The sequence below is a fragment of the Mycobacterium sp. E787 genome (genome assembly GCF_001668725.1).
Classification (GTDB): domain Bacteria; phylum Actinomycetota; class Actinomycetes; order Mycobacteriales; family Mycobacteriaceae; genus Mycobacterium.
Genome location: NZ_LZKL01000025.1, coordinates 105695 through 121306 on the forward strand (window position 1 = coordinate 105695; position 15612 = coordinate 121306).

General features: G+C 68.0%; 14 protein-coding genes and 1 pseudogene. 10 read left to right on the plus strand and 5 right to left on the minus strand.

Annotated elements, in window-relative coordinates; all coding sequences use genetic code 11:
* The first annotated feature begins 63 nt into the window (after positions 1-63).
* The 7 genes and pseudogenes from A5705_RS04605 to A5705_RS04635 all read left to right on the plus strand — a co-directional run bounded on the left by A5705_RS04605 (position 64) and on the right by A5705_RS04635 (position 6300).
* Positions 64-858, plus strand: a complete 795-nt coding sequence (locus tag A5705_RS04605; protein ID WP_082956295.1) for a metalloregulator ArsR/SmtB family transcription factor — start codon at positions 64-66, stop codon at positions 856-858.
* Entirely contained in the window at positions 855-2303 is a 1449-nt protein-coding gene (sufB, locus tag A5705_RS04610) for a Fe-S cluster assembly protein SufB (RefSeq protein WP_067880900.1), read from the plus strand. The genes A5705_RS04605 and sufB overlap by 4 nt, the downstream gene beginning before the upstream one ends.
* Positions 2300-3451, plus strand: coding sequence for a Fe-S cluster assembly protein SufD (sufD, locus tag A5705_RS04615; protein WP_067880903.1), 1152 nt, complete (start codon positions 2300-2302; stop codon positions 3449-3451). Before sufB ends, sufD begins: the two co-directional genes overlap by 4 nt.
* Positions 3448-4254: a Fe-S cluster assembly ATPase SufC gene (gene sufC / locus A5705_RS04620; protein WP_067880906.1), complete on the plus strand. Its 807-nt coding sequence runs from the start codon at positions 3448-3450 to the stop codon at positions 4252-4254. Before sufD ends, sufC begins: the two co-directional genes overlap by 4 nt.
* 2 nt (positions 4255-4256) lie before the next feature.
* A complete protein-coding gene (locus tag A5705_RS04625; RefSeq protein ID WP_067880909.1) occupies positions 4257-5492 on the plus strand; it encodes a cysteine desulfurase in 1236 nt (411 codons plus the stop codon).
* Positions 5489-5975: pseudogene (sufU, locus tag A5705_RS04630) on the plus strand (Fe-S cluster assembly sulfur transfer protein SufU); the annotation flags it as partial. The gene A5705_RS04625 and the pseudogene sufU, both read left to right, overlap by 4 nt.
* Complete coding sequence (locus A5705_RS04635; RefSeq protein WP_067880915.1) at positions 5953-6300, plus strand: metal-sulfur cluster assembly factor; 348 nt, start codon at positions 5953-5955, stop codon at positions 6298-6300. The pseudogene sufU and the gene A5705_RS04635, both read left to right, overlap by 23 nt.
* 58 nt (positions 6301-6358) lie before the next feature.
* Here A5705_RS04635 and A5705_RS04640 read toward each other — a convergent pair whose 3' ends face one another.
* Positions 6359-7099 (minus strand): DUF5666 domain-containing protein, encoded by a 741-nt coding sequence (locus A5705_RS04640; RefSeq protein WP_067880918.1) that lies wholly within the window; start codon positions 7097-7099, stop codon positions 6359-6361.
* A gap of 211 nt (positions 7100-7310) precedes the next feature.
* On the opposite strand from A5705_RS04640, the gene A5705_RS04645 reads away from it, so the two are divergent.
* Positions 7311-8702 (plus strand): APC family permease, encoded by a 1392-nt coding sequence (locus A5705_RS04645; protein ID WP_231964346.1) that lies wholly within the window; start codon positions 7311-7313, stop codon positions 8700-8702.
* A 33-nt stretch (positions 8703-8735) separates the two neighbouring features.
* Here A5705_RS04645 and A5705_RS04650 read toward each other — a convergent pair whose 3' ends face one another.
* From A5705_RS04650 to A5705_RS04660, 3 genes are all read right to left on the minus strand, one after another.
* A complete protein-coding gene (locus A5705_RS04650; RefSeq protein WP_231964347.1) occupies positions 8736-9533 on the minus strand; it encodes a DUF5666 domain-containing protein in 798 nt (265 codons plus the stop codon).
* 63 nt (positions 9534-9596) lie between these two features.
* The gene (locus A5705_RS04655) at positions 9597-11426 is read right to left on the minus strand and encodes an acyl-CoA dehydrogenase (RefSeq protein ID WP_067880920.1); all 1830 of its coding nucleotides are present in this window, start codon (positions 11424-11426) and stop codon (positions 9597-9599) included.
* A gap of 81 nt (positions 11427-11507) precedes the next feature.
* Entirely contained in the window at positions 11508-12446 is a 939-nt protein-coding gene (locus tag A5705_RS04660; protein WP_068275729.1) for a PE family protein, read from the minus strand.
* A gap of 286 nt (positions 12447-12732) precedes the next feature.
* Here A5705_RS04660 and trxA point away from each other — a divergent pair, with 286 nt between their 5' ends.
* Positions 12733-13083, plus strand: coding sequence for a thioredoxin (gene trxA / locus A5705_RS04665; protein ID WP_067880925.1), 351 nt, complete (start codon positions 12733-12735; stop codon positions 13081-13083).
* 9 nt (positions 13084-13092) lie between these two features.
* Here trxA and A5705_RS04670 read toward each other — a convergent pair whose 3' ends face one another.
* On the minus strand, positions 13093-14523 hold the full coding sequence (locus A5705_RS04670) for a condensation domain-containing protein (protein WP_231964348.1): 1431 nt from the start codon (positions 14521-14523) through the stop codon (positions 13093-13095).
* Between the two features lie 358 nt (positions 14524-14881).
* Here A5705_RS04670 and A5705_RS04675 point away from each other — a divergent pair, with 358 nt between their 5' ends.
* Entirely contained in the window at positions 14882-15592 is a 711-nt protein-coding gene (locus A5705_RS04675) for a GAP family protein (RefSeq protein ID WP_067880931.1), read from the plus strand.
* Positions 15593-15612: the final 20 nt, after the last annotated feature.

Genomic DNA, 15612 nt, shown 5'->3' on the forward strand with positions numbered 1-15612 from the left:
GGGCGCCGCGGGTCGCCGAGCGTTGCACGAGTGTGACCAGCGCAACGTGCGGACAGGGGAGCCTTGGTAGACCGATCCCCGGAATTGCGTCACACTGGTGTTGTGAAAATCCGAACCAGCCTCGACGAGGCAACCGCGGCCGGCGCCGCGGTTCCGGATGGTCACACCCGGCGCGCCATCGTGCGCCTGCTGCTGGAATCCGGATCCATCACCGCCGTTGAGATCGGCGACCGGCTGGGCCTGACGCCCGCCGGCGTGCGCCGCCACCTCGACGCGCTGATCGACGCGGGGGACGCCGAGTCGGTGGCCCCCGCCGCGTGGCAACAGGCGGGCCGCGGGCGCCCCGCCAAGCGCTTCCGGCTGACGGCGGCGGGCCGGGCCAAGCTCGACCACGCCTACGACGACCTGGCGGCCGCGGCGATGCGCCAACTGCGGGAAATCGGCGGGGAGGACGCCGTCCGCACGTTCGCCCGGCGCCGCATCGACGCGATCCTGGGCGACGTCCAAGCGGCGGACAGTCCCGACGACGCGGCGGTCGAGGCCGCCGCCGAGCGGGTCGCCGGCGCGCTGAGCAAGGCGGGCTACGTGGCCACCACGGCCCGGGTCGGCGGGCCGATCCATGGGGTGCAGATCTGCCAGCACCACTGCCCCGTGTCGCACGTCGCCGAGGAATTCCCCGAATTGTGTGAGGCCGAGCAGCAGGCCATGGCCGAGGTGCTCGGAACCCACGTGCAGCGGTTGGCGACCATCGTCAACGGAAACTGCGCCTGCACCACCCACGTACCACTTACTGTTCCGGTTTCCAAGGCGCCCAGCCCGCGTCGCGAAACCACCAGCATCGAAGGAGCGTCGTTATGACCCTCACGCCCGAGGCCAGCAAGACTGCAGCCGCGCCGCTGACCCAGGAGGAGGCCATCGCCTCCCTGGGCCGGTACGGCTACGGCTGGGCGGACTCCGACGTCGCCGGCGCCAGCGCGCAGCGCGGGCTGTCCGAGGCGGTGGTGCGCGACATCTCGGCGAAGAAGAACGAGCCCGAGTGGATGCTGCAGACCCGGCTCAAGGCGTTGCGGATCTTCGACCGCAAGCCGATGCCGACGTGGGGCTCCAACCTCGAGGGCATCGACTTCGACAACATCAAGTACTTCGTGCGCTCCACGGAGAAGCAGGCCGCGACGTGGGACGACCTCCCGGAGGACATCCGCAACACCTACGACCGGCTGGGCATTCCGGAGGCCGAGAAGCAGCGCCTGGTGGCCGGCGTGGCGGCCCAGTACGAGTCCGAGGTCGTCTACCACCAGATCCGCGAAGACCTTGAGGCGCAAGGGGTTATCTTCCTCGACACCGACACGGGCCTGCGCAAGCACCCGGAGATCTTCAAGGAGTACTTCGGCACCGTGATCCCGGCGGGGGACAACAAGTTCTCCGCGCTGAACACCGCGGTGTGGAGCGGCGGGTCGTTCATCTACGTGCCGCCGGGCGTGCACGTCGACATCCCGCTGCAGGCCTACTTCCGGATCAACACCGAGAACATGGGCCAGTTCGAGCGGACCCTGATCATCGCCGACGAGGGCTCCTACGTGCACTACGTCGAGGGCTGCACGGCCCCGATCTACAAGTCGGACTCGCTGCACTCGGCGGTGGTCGAGATCATCGTGAAACCCAATGCGCGCGTTCGCTACACGACCATCCAGAACTGGTCGGGCAACGTCTACAACCTGGTCACCAAGCGGGCGCGGGCCGAGGCCGGCGCCACCATGGAGTGGGTCGACGGCAACATCGGCTCGAAGGTGACCATGAAGTACCCGGCGGTCTGGATGACCGGCGAGCACGCCAAGGGCGAGGTGCTCTCGGTGGCGTTCGCCGGCGTGGACCAGCACCAGGACACCGGCGCCAAGATGCTGCACCTGGCGCCCAACACGTCGAGCAACATCGTGTCCAAGTCGGTGGCGCGCGGCGGCGGGCGCACCTCCTACCGCGGCCTGGTGCAGGTGAACAAGGGCGCGCACGGGTCGCGCTCGAGCGTGAAATGCGATGCGCTGCTGGTCGATACGATCAGCCGCAGCGACACCTACCCCTACGTCGACATCCGCGAGGACGACGTCACCATGGGCCACGAGGCCACCGTCTCGAAGGTCAGCGAGAATCAGCTCTTCTACCTGATGAGTCGCGGCCTGACCGAGGACGAGGCGATGGCCATGGTGGTGCGCGGCTTCGTCGAGCCGATCGCGAAAGAGCTGCCGATGGAGTACGCGTTGGAGCTCAACCGGCTGATCGAGTTGCAGATGGAGGGCGCGGTCGGATGACCGCTGCGATCAACAAGGGAGAGCTGTTCTCCTCGTTCGACGTCGACGCATTCGAGGTTCCGCACGGACGCGACGAGCTCTGGCGGTTCACCCCGCTGCGCCGGCTGCGCGGGCTGCACGACGGCTCGGCCAACGCCACCGGCAAGGCGCGCATCGATGTCAGCGAACAGCCCGGTGTCCACATCGAGACCGTCCGCCGCGGTGACGAGCGGCTTGGGCTGGGCGGTGCTCCCGCCGATCGGGTTGCGGCCCAGGCGTTTTCGTCGTTCAACTCGGCGACACTGGTCACCGTCGGCCGCGACAAGCGGATCGCCGATCCGATCAACGTCACCGTCACCGGACCCGGCGAGGGCGCCGTAGCCTACGGGCATCTGCAGATCCGCGTCGAGGAGCTCGCCGAGGCGGTGGTGATCATCGACCAGCGGGGCAGCGGAACCTACGCCGACAACGTCGAATTCGTGGTCGACGACGCCGCCCGGCTCACGGTCGTATGGATCGCCGACTGGGCCGACGACATGGTGCACCTGTCCGCCCACCACGCGAGGCTCGGCAAGGACGCGGTGCTACGGCACGTCGCGGTGACGCTGGGCGGTGAGATCGTGCGGATGTCGGCCAATGTGCGGTTCTCCGGCCCCGGCGGGGACGCCGAACTGCTGGGGCTGTACTTCGCCGACGACGGGCAGCACCTCGAGTCGCGGCTGCTGGTGGACCACGCGCAGCCCGACTGCCGCTCGAACGTGCTGTACAAGGGTGCGCTGCAGGGGGATCCGGACTCCGCGCTGCCCGACGCGCACACCGTGTGGGTGGGTGACGTGCTGATCCGCGCCGAGGCCACCGGCACCGACACCTTCGAGGTGAACCGCAACCTGGTGCTGACCGACGGCGCGCGCGCCGACTCGGTGCCCAACCTCGAGATCGAGACGGGGGAGATCGCCGGCGCCGGGCACGCCAGCGCCACCGGGCGTTTCGACGACGAACAACTGTTTTACCTGCGTTCGCGCGGCATCCCGGAGGACCAGGCGCGCCGCCTGGTGATCCGCGGGTTCTTCGGGGAGATCATCTCGAAGATCGCGGTGCCCGAGGTGCGCGAACGCCTGACCGCAGCCATCGAACACGAACTGGCCCTTACGGAGAAATCACCCCTATGACGACCCTGGAAATCAAGGACCTGCACGTCAGCGTCGACGACCCCAACGCGCCGGAGGGGGAACGGGAGATCCCCATCCTGAAGGGCGTGGACCTGACCGTGAAATCCGGTGAGACGCATGCGTTGATGGGACCCAACGGTTCCGGCAAGTCGACGCTGTCGTACGCCATCGCCGGGCACCCCAAGTACCGCGTGACGTCGGGCTCGATCACGCTGGACGGCGAGGACGTGCTGGCGATGAGCGTCGACGAGCGCGCCCGGGCCGGCATCTTCCTGGCCATGCAGTATCCCGTAGAAGTGCCCGGTGTATCGGTGTCGAACTTCCTGCGCTCGGCGGCCACCGCCGTGCGCGGCGAGGCGCCGAAGCTGCGGCACTGGGTCAAAGAGGTCAAGGGGGCGATGACGTCCCTGGAGATCGACCCGGCGTTCGCCGAGCGCAGCGTCAACGAGGGCTTCTCGGGCGGCGAGAAGAAGCGCCACGAGATCCTGCAGCTGGAGCTGCTCAAGCCCAAGATCGCGATCCTCGACGAGACCGACTCCGGTCTGGACGTCGACGCGCTGCGGGTGGTCAGCGAGGGCGTGAACCGCTATGCCGAGTCCGAGCACGGCGGCGTCCTGTTGATCACGCACTACACCCGCATCCTGCGCTACATCCACCCCGAGTACGTGCACGTGTTCGTCGGCGGCCGCATCGCCGAATCCGGCGGACCGGAGCTGGCCGACGAACTCGAGCAGAACGGCTACGTTCGCTTCTCCCCCGCAAGCGGGAGGGACCCCCAGCAAGCGGCGGCAACAGGGGCGTAGCCATGCTGGATGTTGCGGCGATTCGCGCCGACTTCCCGATCCTGAAGCGGGTGATGCGCGGCGGAAACCAGTTGGCGTACCTGGATTCCGGTGCGACGTCGCAGCGCCCCGTGCAGGTGCTCGACGCCGAACGGGAATTCCTGCTCACCTCCAACGGCGGGGTGCATCGCGGCGCCCACCAGCTGATGGAGGAGGCCACCGACGCCTACGAGCAGGGCCGCGCCGACATCGCGGCCTTCGTCGGCGCCGACGCTGAAGAGCTGGTGTTCACCAAAAACGCCACCGAGGCGCTCAACTTGGTGTCATATGTGCTGGGCGACAACCGTTTCGAGCAAGCCGTCGGGCCCGGCGACGTGATCGTCACCACCGAGCTCGAGCACCACGCCAACCTGGTTCCGTGGCAGGAGCTCGCCCGGCGCACCGGCGCCGCATTGCGCTGGTACGGCGTCACGGACGACGGCCGCATCGACCTCGACTCGCTGCAACTCGACGAGCGTGTCAAAGTCGTTGCCTTCAGCCATCATTCCAACGTGACCGGCGCCCTCGCGCCGGTCGACCAGCTGGTTGCCCGCGCCCGGGCGGTGGGCGCGTTGACCGTGCTGGACGCGTGCCAGTCGGTGCCGCACCGGCCGGTCGACTTCCACGCGCTCGACGTCGACTTCGCGGCGTTCTCCGGACACAAGATGTTGGGCCCCAACGGGATCGGGGTGCTGTACGGCCGCGGCGAGCTGCTGTCGACGATGCCCCCGTTCCTCACCGGCGGGTCGATGATCGAGACGGTGACCATGGCCGCCTCTACCTACGCCCCGACGCCCCAGCGCTTCGAGGCAGGCACTCCGATGACCTCGCAGGTGGTCGGATTGGCGGCCGCCGCAAGATATCTCGCGGCGATCGGCATGGACGCCGCCGAAGCCCACGAACGCGAACTTGTCGCCGCGACCATCGAGGGTCTGTCCGGCATCGACGCCGTGCGCATCATCGGCCCCACCTCGCTGGAGAACCGCGGCTCGCCGGTGTCGTTCGTGGTCGACGGCGTGCACGCGCATGACATCGGGCAGGTGCTCGACGACGACGGCGTCGCCGTGCGCGTCGGGCACCACTGCGCGTTGCCGCTGCACCGCAGGTTCGGGCTGGCGGCCACCGCGCGGGCGTCCTTCGCCGTGTACAACACCGCCGACGAGGTCGAGCGCCTCGTGACCGGCGTGCGACGGGCCCTGGATTTCTTTGGGAGAGACTGACGTTGCGCCTCGAGCAGATCTATCAGGACGTGATCCTCGATCACTACAAGCATCCGCAGCACCGCGGGCTGCGGGAGCCGTTCGATGCCCAGGTGCACCACGTCAACCCGGTCTGCGGTGACGAGGTCACGCTCCGGGTGACGTTGTCCGACGACGGCGAAACCGTCGCCGACGTCTCGTATGACGGGCAGGGCTGTTCGATCAGCCAGGCATCGACCTCGGTGCTGACCCAGCAGGTGATCGGTCACAGCGTCGGAGAGGCGCTCAAGACCACCACCGCATTCACCGAGATGGTGTCCTCCCGCGGCACCGTCGAGGGCGACGAGGACGTCTTGGGCGACGGCGTCGCGTTCGTCGGGGTCGCCAAGTACCCGGCGCGGGTGAAGTGCGCGCTGCTCGGGTGGATGGCGTTCAAAGACGCGCTGGCCCAGGCCAGCGCAAGCTTCGAGGAGGACCAGAAATGAGCGAAACCACCGCACCGGGCGACGAATTCCTCGCCGATGTCGAGGAGGCGATGCGCGACGTCGTCGACCCCGAACTGGGCATCAACGTCGTCGATCTGGGGCTGGTCTACGGCCTGAACGTGGAAGAGGGCGACGAGGGAACCGTCGCCCTGATCGACATGACGCTGACGTCGGCGGCCTGTCCGCTGACCGACGTGATCGAAGACCAGTCGCGCAGCGCGCTCGTCGGCAGCGGCCTGGTCGACGACCTGCGGATCAACTGGGTGTGGAACCCGCCGTGGGGCCCGGACAAGATCACCGAGGACGGCCGCGAGCAGCTGCGCGCCCTCGGCTTCACCGTCTGATCCGGCCGCCGCTGAGCCGATGGCGCCGGACGGCTTCGCCTGGCTGCGCCGCGCCCGTCTAGAGGTGGAAGGGCAGGTGCGGTAGGTGCGGCAGGTGGTGATGCGGGTGCCCCATCGGCGGGCAGGCCTCGAGGCTGATCGTCATCGCGTGCAGCACGCCGGCGTCCTGGGTGCCCTGGGCGCCCATGCACTTGCCGTTCGTGATCGCCTGGGAGTCCGACTGCGTCTGCTTCTGGTAGGACGTCGAGTTCGCGACCGTCACGGTCGTGGGTGTCGGTTGGGGACCGATGCCGTTGACCGCGATGGTGTTACCCGACACCGAGCTGACCGTGCCGTAGAACCCGGCCGGTGGCGGGCACTTGCCGTCGACGGCTGAGGTGACGGTCACGGCCTGCGCGGTGATCGAGCCCCCCGTGGGCGCGCTCTGCGGGGTGGCGCGCACGTTGACGCAACTGCCGGGCGTGACGTCGGTCAGCTGAGCCGGGGTGACCTCGACCACCCTCGTCGAGGGGGAGAAGTCCACCGTGGCGGACCCCGTCCGCGTCCTGAGCTGGATGGTGCCGCCCGACACCGACTCGACCAGGCCCTCGACGTAGTCCTTCGGGGCGGGGGGCGGCGGGGGAGCCGGCGGCGAGGGCGTGCCCGGCGCGGGGCCGGGCGGCAACGCCGTCACAGTCGGCTTGTTGCTGTTGCTCGCGGTGTTATCGGAGTGGCACATGGCGACGCTCAACGCGATAACCGCGATGACGCCGACGATCGCGACCTGCGCCAGGCGAGGCTTGACCGTGCTGGCAGACATCGACGTGGCTCCGATCGTGAGTTGTAGGCCTTATTGGATACCCACGGGAAACTCGTTTCCATGAGTTCATCCGAGATTTGTGGTGTGAATCTCGGGCCGCCGGGCAAAGGGCAAGAAAGGGCTTTGGCCCCTAAGGAATGTGAGGGGCACGCACTTACCGTCATAGCGGCGCCGACGCTAGGAGAAGCCGCTCAATGCCGATCGTGACCCCGTGGCCGTCTTCGCAACCGGGTCTCCCGGCGCACAGCCGAAAGAACGCGTGCCGCGCATGAACGCCGCGACGCCCGGCCCGGCACCCACGCGCAAAGGGGCGATCACTGTCGCCGGCGCGACAGCCATCGGCGTCGGCGGGATGATGGGCGCCGGGCTCTACACGCTGCTCGGGCTGGCGTCGACGACCGCAGGGGTATGGCTGCCGGTCGCCTTCCTGATCGGCGGCGTCGTGTCGATGTTCAGCGTGTACTCCTACGCCAAGCTCGGGGCGCGATACCCCAGCCGCGGAGGCGCGGCGCAATTCCTGGTCCGCTGCTTCGGCGACGGCGTGATCGCGGGCGGCCTCAATATCTTTCAGTTCCTCGGCTGGATCATTGCGATGGCGCTGTACGCCGCGGGGTTCGCCGGCTACGTCCGGGCCCTGCTGCCGTGGGACATCCCGGGCTGGTCGGAGAAGGCCATCGGCATCGGGCTGATCGTCGTCGTGGTGCTCGTCAACCTCGTGGGCAGTAAGTTCGTGGGCCGCTCGGAGCTGTTCGTTGTCAGCATCGAGCTGGCGATCCTGGTTGCCTTCGTCGGCTTCGGACTGGCCAAGAGCGATCCGGGGCGCTTCGGCCACAACGATGATCACAGGTTCATCGGCGTGCTCTTCGCGGCCGGCCTGCTCTATGTCACCTATGAGGGCTTCGGCGTCGTGACGAATTCGGCCGGCGATATGCGCGACCCCGCCTGGGAGCTGCCCCGGGCGATGTTCTCGGCGCTGGGCATCGTGATCACGGTCTACCTACTGGTCAGCGCGGTGGTGGTGATGACGATGACGCTGCCGGCCATAGAGGCCAATTCCGGACATGTGTTGTCCGAGGCCGGCCGCGAGGTTTTCGGCCGGGCCGGATTCATCGTCATCGGGCTCGCCGCGCTGCTTGCGACCGCTTCCGGCGTCAACGCCACCATGTTCGGCGACACCAACCTGGCATTCGTCGTGGCCCGGACCGGCGAGCTGCCGCGCGGCTTTGCCCGCGGCGTGTGGCACGGCGGCACCGGTGGACTGTTCATCGCCGCCGCGCTGACCGCGGCGTTCGTGCTGTTCTTTCCGCTCGCCGCGGTGGGCCAGATGGCCAGCCTGGCGTTCTTGATCGTCTACGGCACCGTCAGCGCAGGACACCTGCGGGTGTGGCGCGACACCGGCGCCAAGAGGTGGCTGCTCGTCACCGCCGTGGTGCTCAACCTGGGCCTTTTCCTCCTGCTGCTGGGCTACAGCATCCACACCGGCCCGCCGAGCACCTGGATCACGCTGATAGCCGTCCTGGCGACCAGTTTCGTCGTCGAGTATGGCTACCGGCGGCGCACGGGTCGCCGCCTGAAGCTGGATGCAGCCAGCCAACCGGCCTAACCACGACTCCCGTCGCGGCGCCCACCACCGCGGTCACCCGTGCGGCTTGCCCCCGCACTTGCCGTCGTTGGCCGCGCGCACCGTGATGCTGGTCGCCTGCAGCGCTCCGGCGTTGTCCATCGTCCCGCGGGCGTTGAGGCACTTGCCCTGGGTGACCGCGTCGGGGGTGGCGGTGGTCATCTTCGAGTACTTGGTCTTATCGTCGACCGTCACGGCCGTCTGGGTGGTGTTACCGCTGGCGTCGCTGCCCGCGACGCTGATGGTGTTCCCCGTCACGGACGCGACTGAGCCGCGCACGGGCTGCGGCTTCGGGGGCGCCGGCGTCGGCGAGCCCGAGGGTGCGGGCTCGCTGGAACCGGGGCCGGACGCCGGTCCGGGTTGCTTGGGCTTCGGGCAGGTGCCGTTGACGGACGGGCTGACCCTCACCGATGCCGCGGTCACCGGCTGCCCGTTTTGGGCTTCCCGGGTGGGCTGCACGGTGACGCAGCTGCCCGAGGTGACGTCGCCCAGCGTGGCCGGCGAGACCTCGGTGATCTTGGTCGTCGAGGTGAAGTTGACGGCGGCGTTGCTCTTGTCTTCCTTCGTGACCTGGATCGAGTTCCCCGCGACGGACGCGATCAGGCCGCTCACCTTGGCCTCGTTCTGGGCCTGCGCCGGCGAGGTGGTGGTGGAGGTCACTGTGGACGTGGATGTCGACGTCGACGTCGGAGCCGATTTGTTCGACGAGCCGCACGCCGCGACGGACAAGGCGGTGACGCCCGTGACCGCGAGGATGGCCAGCCGGGTGAGCCGGGGCGCGGGACAGCTTGCTGAGATCAACGTTTCCCCCATTCGTGAGTCGGACCACGAAAAGATGTACCCGATGGAGCTGTGGCCGAGCTGTGTAACGCGCGGTCAGAACGCGTCTTCGGGGACGCGCATGATGTCGTTGTCGATGGACTCGATGACCCTGCGCTGCGCGGCCAACCTGGGCAGCACGTTCTTGGCGAAGAACGTGGCGGTCGCGACCTTGCCCTGGTAGAAGTGCTTGTCGCTGCTCGACGTCGTGTCGGCCAGCGCGCGGCGCGCGATGCCGGCCTGGACCAGCAACCGCCAGCCGATGAGCAGGTCACCGACCGCGAGCAGGTAGCGCACCGATCCCAGCCCGACCTTGTAGATCTCGGTGGGGTGCTGGGAGGCCGACATCAGGTATCCGGTCAGCGCGCCCGTCATCGCGGTAACTTCGTCGAGTGCGGCTTGCACCAACTCGGCCTGCGGCTTCAGCTCCTCGTCACAGGTGTCGATGGTGCGGCTGATCTGAGCCGTCAGGAATTGCAGCGCATGGCCGCGGTCGCGCACGATCTTGCGGAAGAAGAAATCCAGCGCCTGGATGGCGGTCGTGCCCTCGTAGAGCGAATCGATCTTCGAGTCGCGGATGTACTGCTCGATCGGATAGTCGACCAGGAAGCCCGAACCCCCCAGCGTCTGCAGCGATTCGGTCAGCACCTCGTAGGCCCGCTCGGAGCTCACGCCCTTGACGATCGGCAGCAGCAGGTCGTCGATGCGATGCGCCATGTCCGGATCGGCACCCGAAACCCGTTGCGCCACATCGGGATCCTGATGGGCGGCGGCATACATGTAGAGCGCCCGCAGGCCCTCGGCGTACGCCTTCTGGGTCATCAGGCTGCGACGCACGTCGGGGTGATGGATGATCGTGACCCGCGGGGCGGTCTTGTCCGCCATCTGGGTGATGTCGGCGCCTTGTACCCGCTCCTTGGCGAACGCCAGGGCGTTCAGGTATCCGGTGGACAGGGTGCCGGCGGCCTTCACGCCGATCGTCATGCGGGCCTGCTCGATCACCGTGAACATCTGCGCGATCCCGTTGTGCACGTCGCCCACCAGGTAGCCGACGGCGGGCACATCGCCGTCGCCGAAGGTCAATTCACACGTCGGCGAGGACTTGATGCCCATCTTGTGTTCCAGCCCGGTCGCGAAAACGCCGTTGCGGGAACCGAGTTCGAACGTCTCGGGGTCGAACAGGTACTTGGGCACATAGAACAGGCTCAACCCTTTGGTGCCCGGGCCGGCGCCCTCCGGCCGGGCCAGCACGAGGTGGAAGATGTTCTCGGCGGTCTCGCCGACGTCACCGCCGGAGATGAACCGCTTGACGCCCTCGATGTGCCATGTGCCATCGGGTTGCTGGATGGCCTTGGCGCGGCCCGCCCCGACGTCGGACCCGGCGTCGGGCTCGGTGAGCACCATGGTGGCCTGCCAGCCGCGCTCCACGCCCGCGGCCGCCCACCGCCGTTGCTGCTCGTTGCCCTCTTCGTAGAGCGCCTGGGCCATGAACGGGCCGAAGTTGAAGAAGTTCGCCGACGGGTTGGCGCACAGGATCATCTCGTTGACCGCCCAGGCCAGCGGGGGCGGCGCCGGCATGCCGCCGATCTCCTCGGCCAGCCCCAGCCGCCACCACCCGGCCTCCTTGATCGCGTGCACCGTCTTGGCCAGCTCGTCGGGCACGCTGATCGTGTGCTCAGCGGGGTCGAAGACCGGCGGATTGCGGTCGGCCGCGGCGAACGATTCCGCGACCGGGCCCTCCGCCAGGCGAGCGGCTTCGGCCAAAATCGTGCGGACGGTGTCCTCGTCGAGGTCGCCGTAGCGTTCGGTGCCAAGGACGGCGCCGATTTCGAGAACGTCGAACAGGTTGAACTCGAGATCGCGGACGTTAGCGATGTAGTGGCCCAACGCGATTCCCTCCCGCCCGATTGGTCAGCGCCAAGTCTGTAGGACGCGGGAAAACGTACGCAACCGTAAGTAGGAGGGCCGCTACCCGGGCGCGCCGTGCGCGCCGAACAGGAGCCCGCCCGTGCCGCCGACACCGGGGTTGTGGGGAGGCACGGCGCCGGGGGCGTTGCCGCCGTTGCCGCCGTTGCCGACAAGTATCGCGTTGCCCCCGTTGCCGCCATCGCCAGTCACCGCTCCGCCGGGGCCGCCGTTGCCGCCGTTGCCGAACAACCCGGCCTGGCCGCCCGTCCCCCCGTTGCTCGTGCTTCCGCCGCCGCCACCGGCGCCGCCGTTGCCATAGAAGAACCCGGCGTTGCCGCCGGCGCCACCGCCGCCGAAGGACAGCGAGTCACCGCCGGTGCCCCCGAAGCCGAACAGGAGCGCCCTGCCGCCTGCGCCGCCCCCGGCGGCTCCGGCGCCGCCCGCACCGCCATTGCCCCACAGCAGCCCGCCGTTCCCGCCGGCCCCGCCGGTCCCGCCGGGCACGCCGGCGCCGCCGATGCCGCCACTGCCGAGCAGGCCGGCGTCGCCGCCCCTGCCGCCCGGCCCGCCATTACCTCCGTTTCCGAACAAGATTCCGCCACCCTCGCCGGCCTGGCCGATCGCGGTGCCGTTGTTTCCGTTTCCGATCAGGGGGCGGCCGATCAGCAGTCGGGTGGGCTCGTTGATCAGGTTGAACAGCGGCTTCAAGGGGTTGGTGCCGGCCGCTTCTGTGGCGCCATACGCTGCCGCGCCGCCAAGCAGGTTCTGCACGAATTGGTCGTGAAACGCCGCGGCCTGGGCGCTCAGCGCCTGATAGGTCTGGGCGTGCGCGCCGAATACGGCGGCGATTGCGGCCGACACCTCGTCGGCCCCCGCGGCGGCCACGGTGGTCGTCCGGGCCGCCACGGCCGAATTAACCTCATTGATTGTCGAACCGATGCGCGCCAGATTCCCGGCGGCCCCCGACAACAATTCCGTGTCCGCGACCAAAAATGACATCCCGCACCTCCTGCTGAAGCGGCGACGACGGCAAAAGCCTAACGCGATTTTGCAGCTGTGGGCGGTCTTTATTTGTCATCTGTTTAACTGGTGAATTCGATTGCACACGTATACATTTCACACAGTGTCGAATTGCAATCGAGGGGAGCCGAGGACCGCCGTAAATCGGGTGGTTCGACCGATGTAGCGATCGTTCTCGTCGCTGTGCCACCCGGTCGGGGCACGCTGGCCGACCGGCCCCTGCCGATATGGGAACATCGTGCCCACGAGCGACGTTAGGGGACTTGTGACAACACGCGATCTCACTGCTGAGAAGTTCAACGAAACCATCGAGGGCAACGACATCGTCCTCGTCGACTTTTGGGCGTCTTGGTGCGGTCCGTGTCGCCAGTTCGCGCCGACCTTCCAGGCGTCATCGGAGCAGCACCCCGACATCGTCTACGCCAAGGTCGACACCGAGGCCGAGCAACAGCTCGCGGCGGCCGCCCAGATCAGGTCCATTCCGACGCTGATGGCCTTCAAGAAGGGCAAGCTGCTGTTCAACCAGGCCGGAGCGCTGCCGCCGGCGGCCCTGGAAGACCTGGTACAGCAGATCAAGGCCTTCGACGTCGATGCCGCCGAGGCCGAGCAGGCCTGACCGGTCCGGCTACAGCGCGGCGCCGCTGCACAGCGGCGCCAGCGCGGTGCGGCCCTCGGCAACGCGGACGTAGAGGGATTTCAGCGTCTCGAGGTAACGGGTGACCGACTCGCGCGCGACCGGGTTGTTGGGGAAGAACACCATGGCGTGCGTCTCGTTTTCGTAGCGGTTGACCCGCAGGTCGAATCGAGCCGGCACCCCGCCGTCGTGGTGGATCTTGATGTTCGACCCGCCCCACTCGGACTTGACGATGGTGGACAGCGGAGGGCTGCTGGCGTCGAGGTGGAAGAGCAGCGGGACGCGCCTGTCGGGCATCCGCAGCCACGGCGCCAGTTCCAGCACACGACTGAACGGGACATTCGCCAGGGCTTTGCCCGAATCAAACGACTTCTGCGCGGCGCGGGCGGTGTCGCCGAACGATGATGCGTTGACCGGGATGGTGATCGGGACAAAGCCGGTGAACCACCCGATCGTCAGGAACTCCGCCCGGCTGCTGCGGGTGTCGCACGCGACAAGGCCGTAATACGTTTCGGCACCGGTCAATTCGTATTGGGCGAGCGCAGCGCACGCGAACACGCCGCCGCTGAAACGCGCGCCCGCGGCGATACAGGCGGATTCGAAGTTGGCCGTCTGCCGTTCGTCCATCACCGGCACGAACATCAGGTCGCAGGACCCCGAACCGTCGCCGAGCGATACCGGACACTCCGGAAGGGTTCCGTCATTGCTTTCGAAGAAGTCGACCCAGCCACGCACTTGCGGGGAGTCCAGGGTGAGGGCGGACGTGTACTCGTGTTGCCGCACACAGTAATCCGTGTAGCTACCCGGGGTGGGCAGCGCCGGCGGCGCCCCGCCGGCGAGCAGGGACGTGTACATCAGATAGAGCTCGAGGCGGATCGCGCCGAGGAACTGCGCGTCGATGTAGATGTGGTCGATCGCAAAGCAGAAGGTGAAGTGGTCGGCGCGCTGAATGATCGCAAACCTGAAGCAATCCCAGTCCAGGGGCGTCGGCGTGGCAACGATGTGCTCCCGGAAATCCTCCGGCGTCATCTCGCCGTGCCTGATCGGAACGCATTGAATGTCGCCGGGATTGGGAAGCGTGTGCCGAACGATGCGGTCGCCATCGGCAAACTCGAACCAGCTGTGATAGGTGTCATGCCGCCGAAGGTGCGTGTTGATGACGTAGGTGAGGACTCGAATGTCGCACTTGCCGGGCATGTCCCAGCTGCCGATGCACAGCCGCGACATATCCACCCCGCGGCTGGCGTGGTCGACGAAGTTATGCAGGTGCCGGGCTTGCTGATGGCTGGCCGGCACGGCGCTTACCGGAGCTCGCCGGATCTTGGCAAGCGAGGCGGGTGAGGGATGCCAACAGACAACCGAACCCGGCTCCGGCGCCCATTCGTCGAGGGCCCCGAAAGCCTCTTCTCCTGGGATGAACACATTCCCTCCCTATCGCTTCACCGCCTCGGCATAGCGGATTCATAGACTCGCCGACATTCGATTATTCGCGCACCCACCTCCACTGGTCGGAACTTGTTGCAACCCAGCGCATTCCACGCCAACGTCCGTGTCACTGTCGCGCGCGCGGCCCACCCCGGCCGTGTCGGCGAGCCATAGCCGACACGTATCCAACGGTGGCTAAAGGTAGCAGACCAAACGAACCCACGTGGGGCGTTTCGAAGACATTTAATGTAGGCGCCCACCGCCGTCACCACGACCCGGTTGCTCGCCACGCACGCCGGCCCAATCGCCCGGAACCGGAACCGCGACCCACCCCGGTCGCGGTAAAGTCGCGCCCATGTGGGGCACCGTGCTGGCATTGGCGCTGGTCGCCGGTGTGGACCCGGGACGCATCGGCATCGCCCTGCTGCTGTTCTCGCGGCGACGGCCGGTGCTCCATCTGGTCGCATTGTGGCTGGGCGGGCTGGCGGTCGGCGTCGCCCTTGCCCTGGGCGCGCTGTTCGGGTTGCACGACGTCGTGCTCGGGGTCATGGACAGGGTGGAGCTCGCCACGTCGAACTCCACGGCCGGCCGCATCCAGATCGCGATGGGCGTGTTCGCGCTGGTGCTGGCCGCGCTGATAGCGATCGGCTTTTCGGTGCGTCAACCGGCGGCGCCCGCCGGCGGCCCGTCGCAACCGGCCGGCTCGACGGCGCTCGCGCGGTTGTCGACGCGCGCCCTGGAGGCGCTGCGCGCCGGGCCGCCCTGGATCACCTTCCTGGTCGGGGTCGGCATCACGACCGATTTCCGGTACCTGGCGGCGCTCACCGTGATCCTGGCGTCGGGCGCCGCCCTCGGCACCCAGGTCACCGCGGCCGCGGCATACACGCTGGTCGGGCTGGCGTTCGCCGAAATCCCCCTGGTCTGCCACCTGGCGGCGCCGGAGCGGACCGGCGCGGTGATGTCGCGCGTGCACGATTGGGTGCAGGCCCGCAGGCGGGCCGCCCTGGGGCTCGTCGTGGCGGCGCTGGGCGTTTTCCTGATGACCGCGGGCCTGGGCCACGTCTGAGCCCGGGGGCGTTCGGGCAC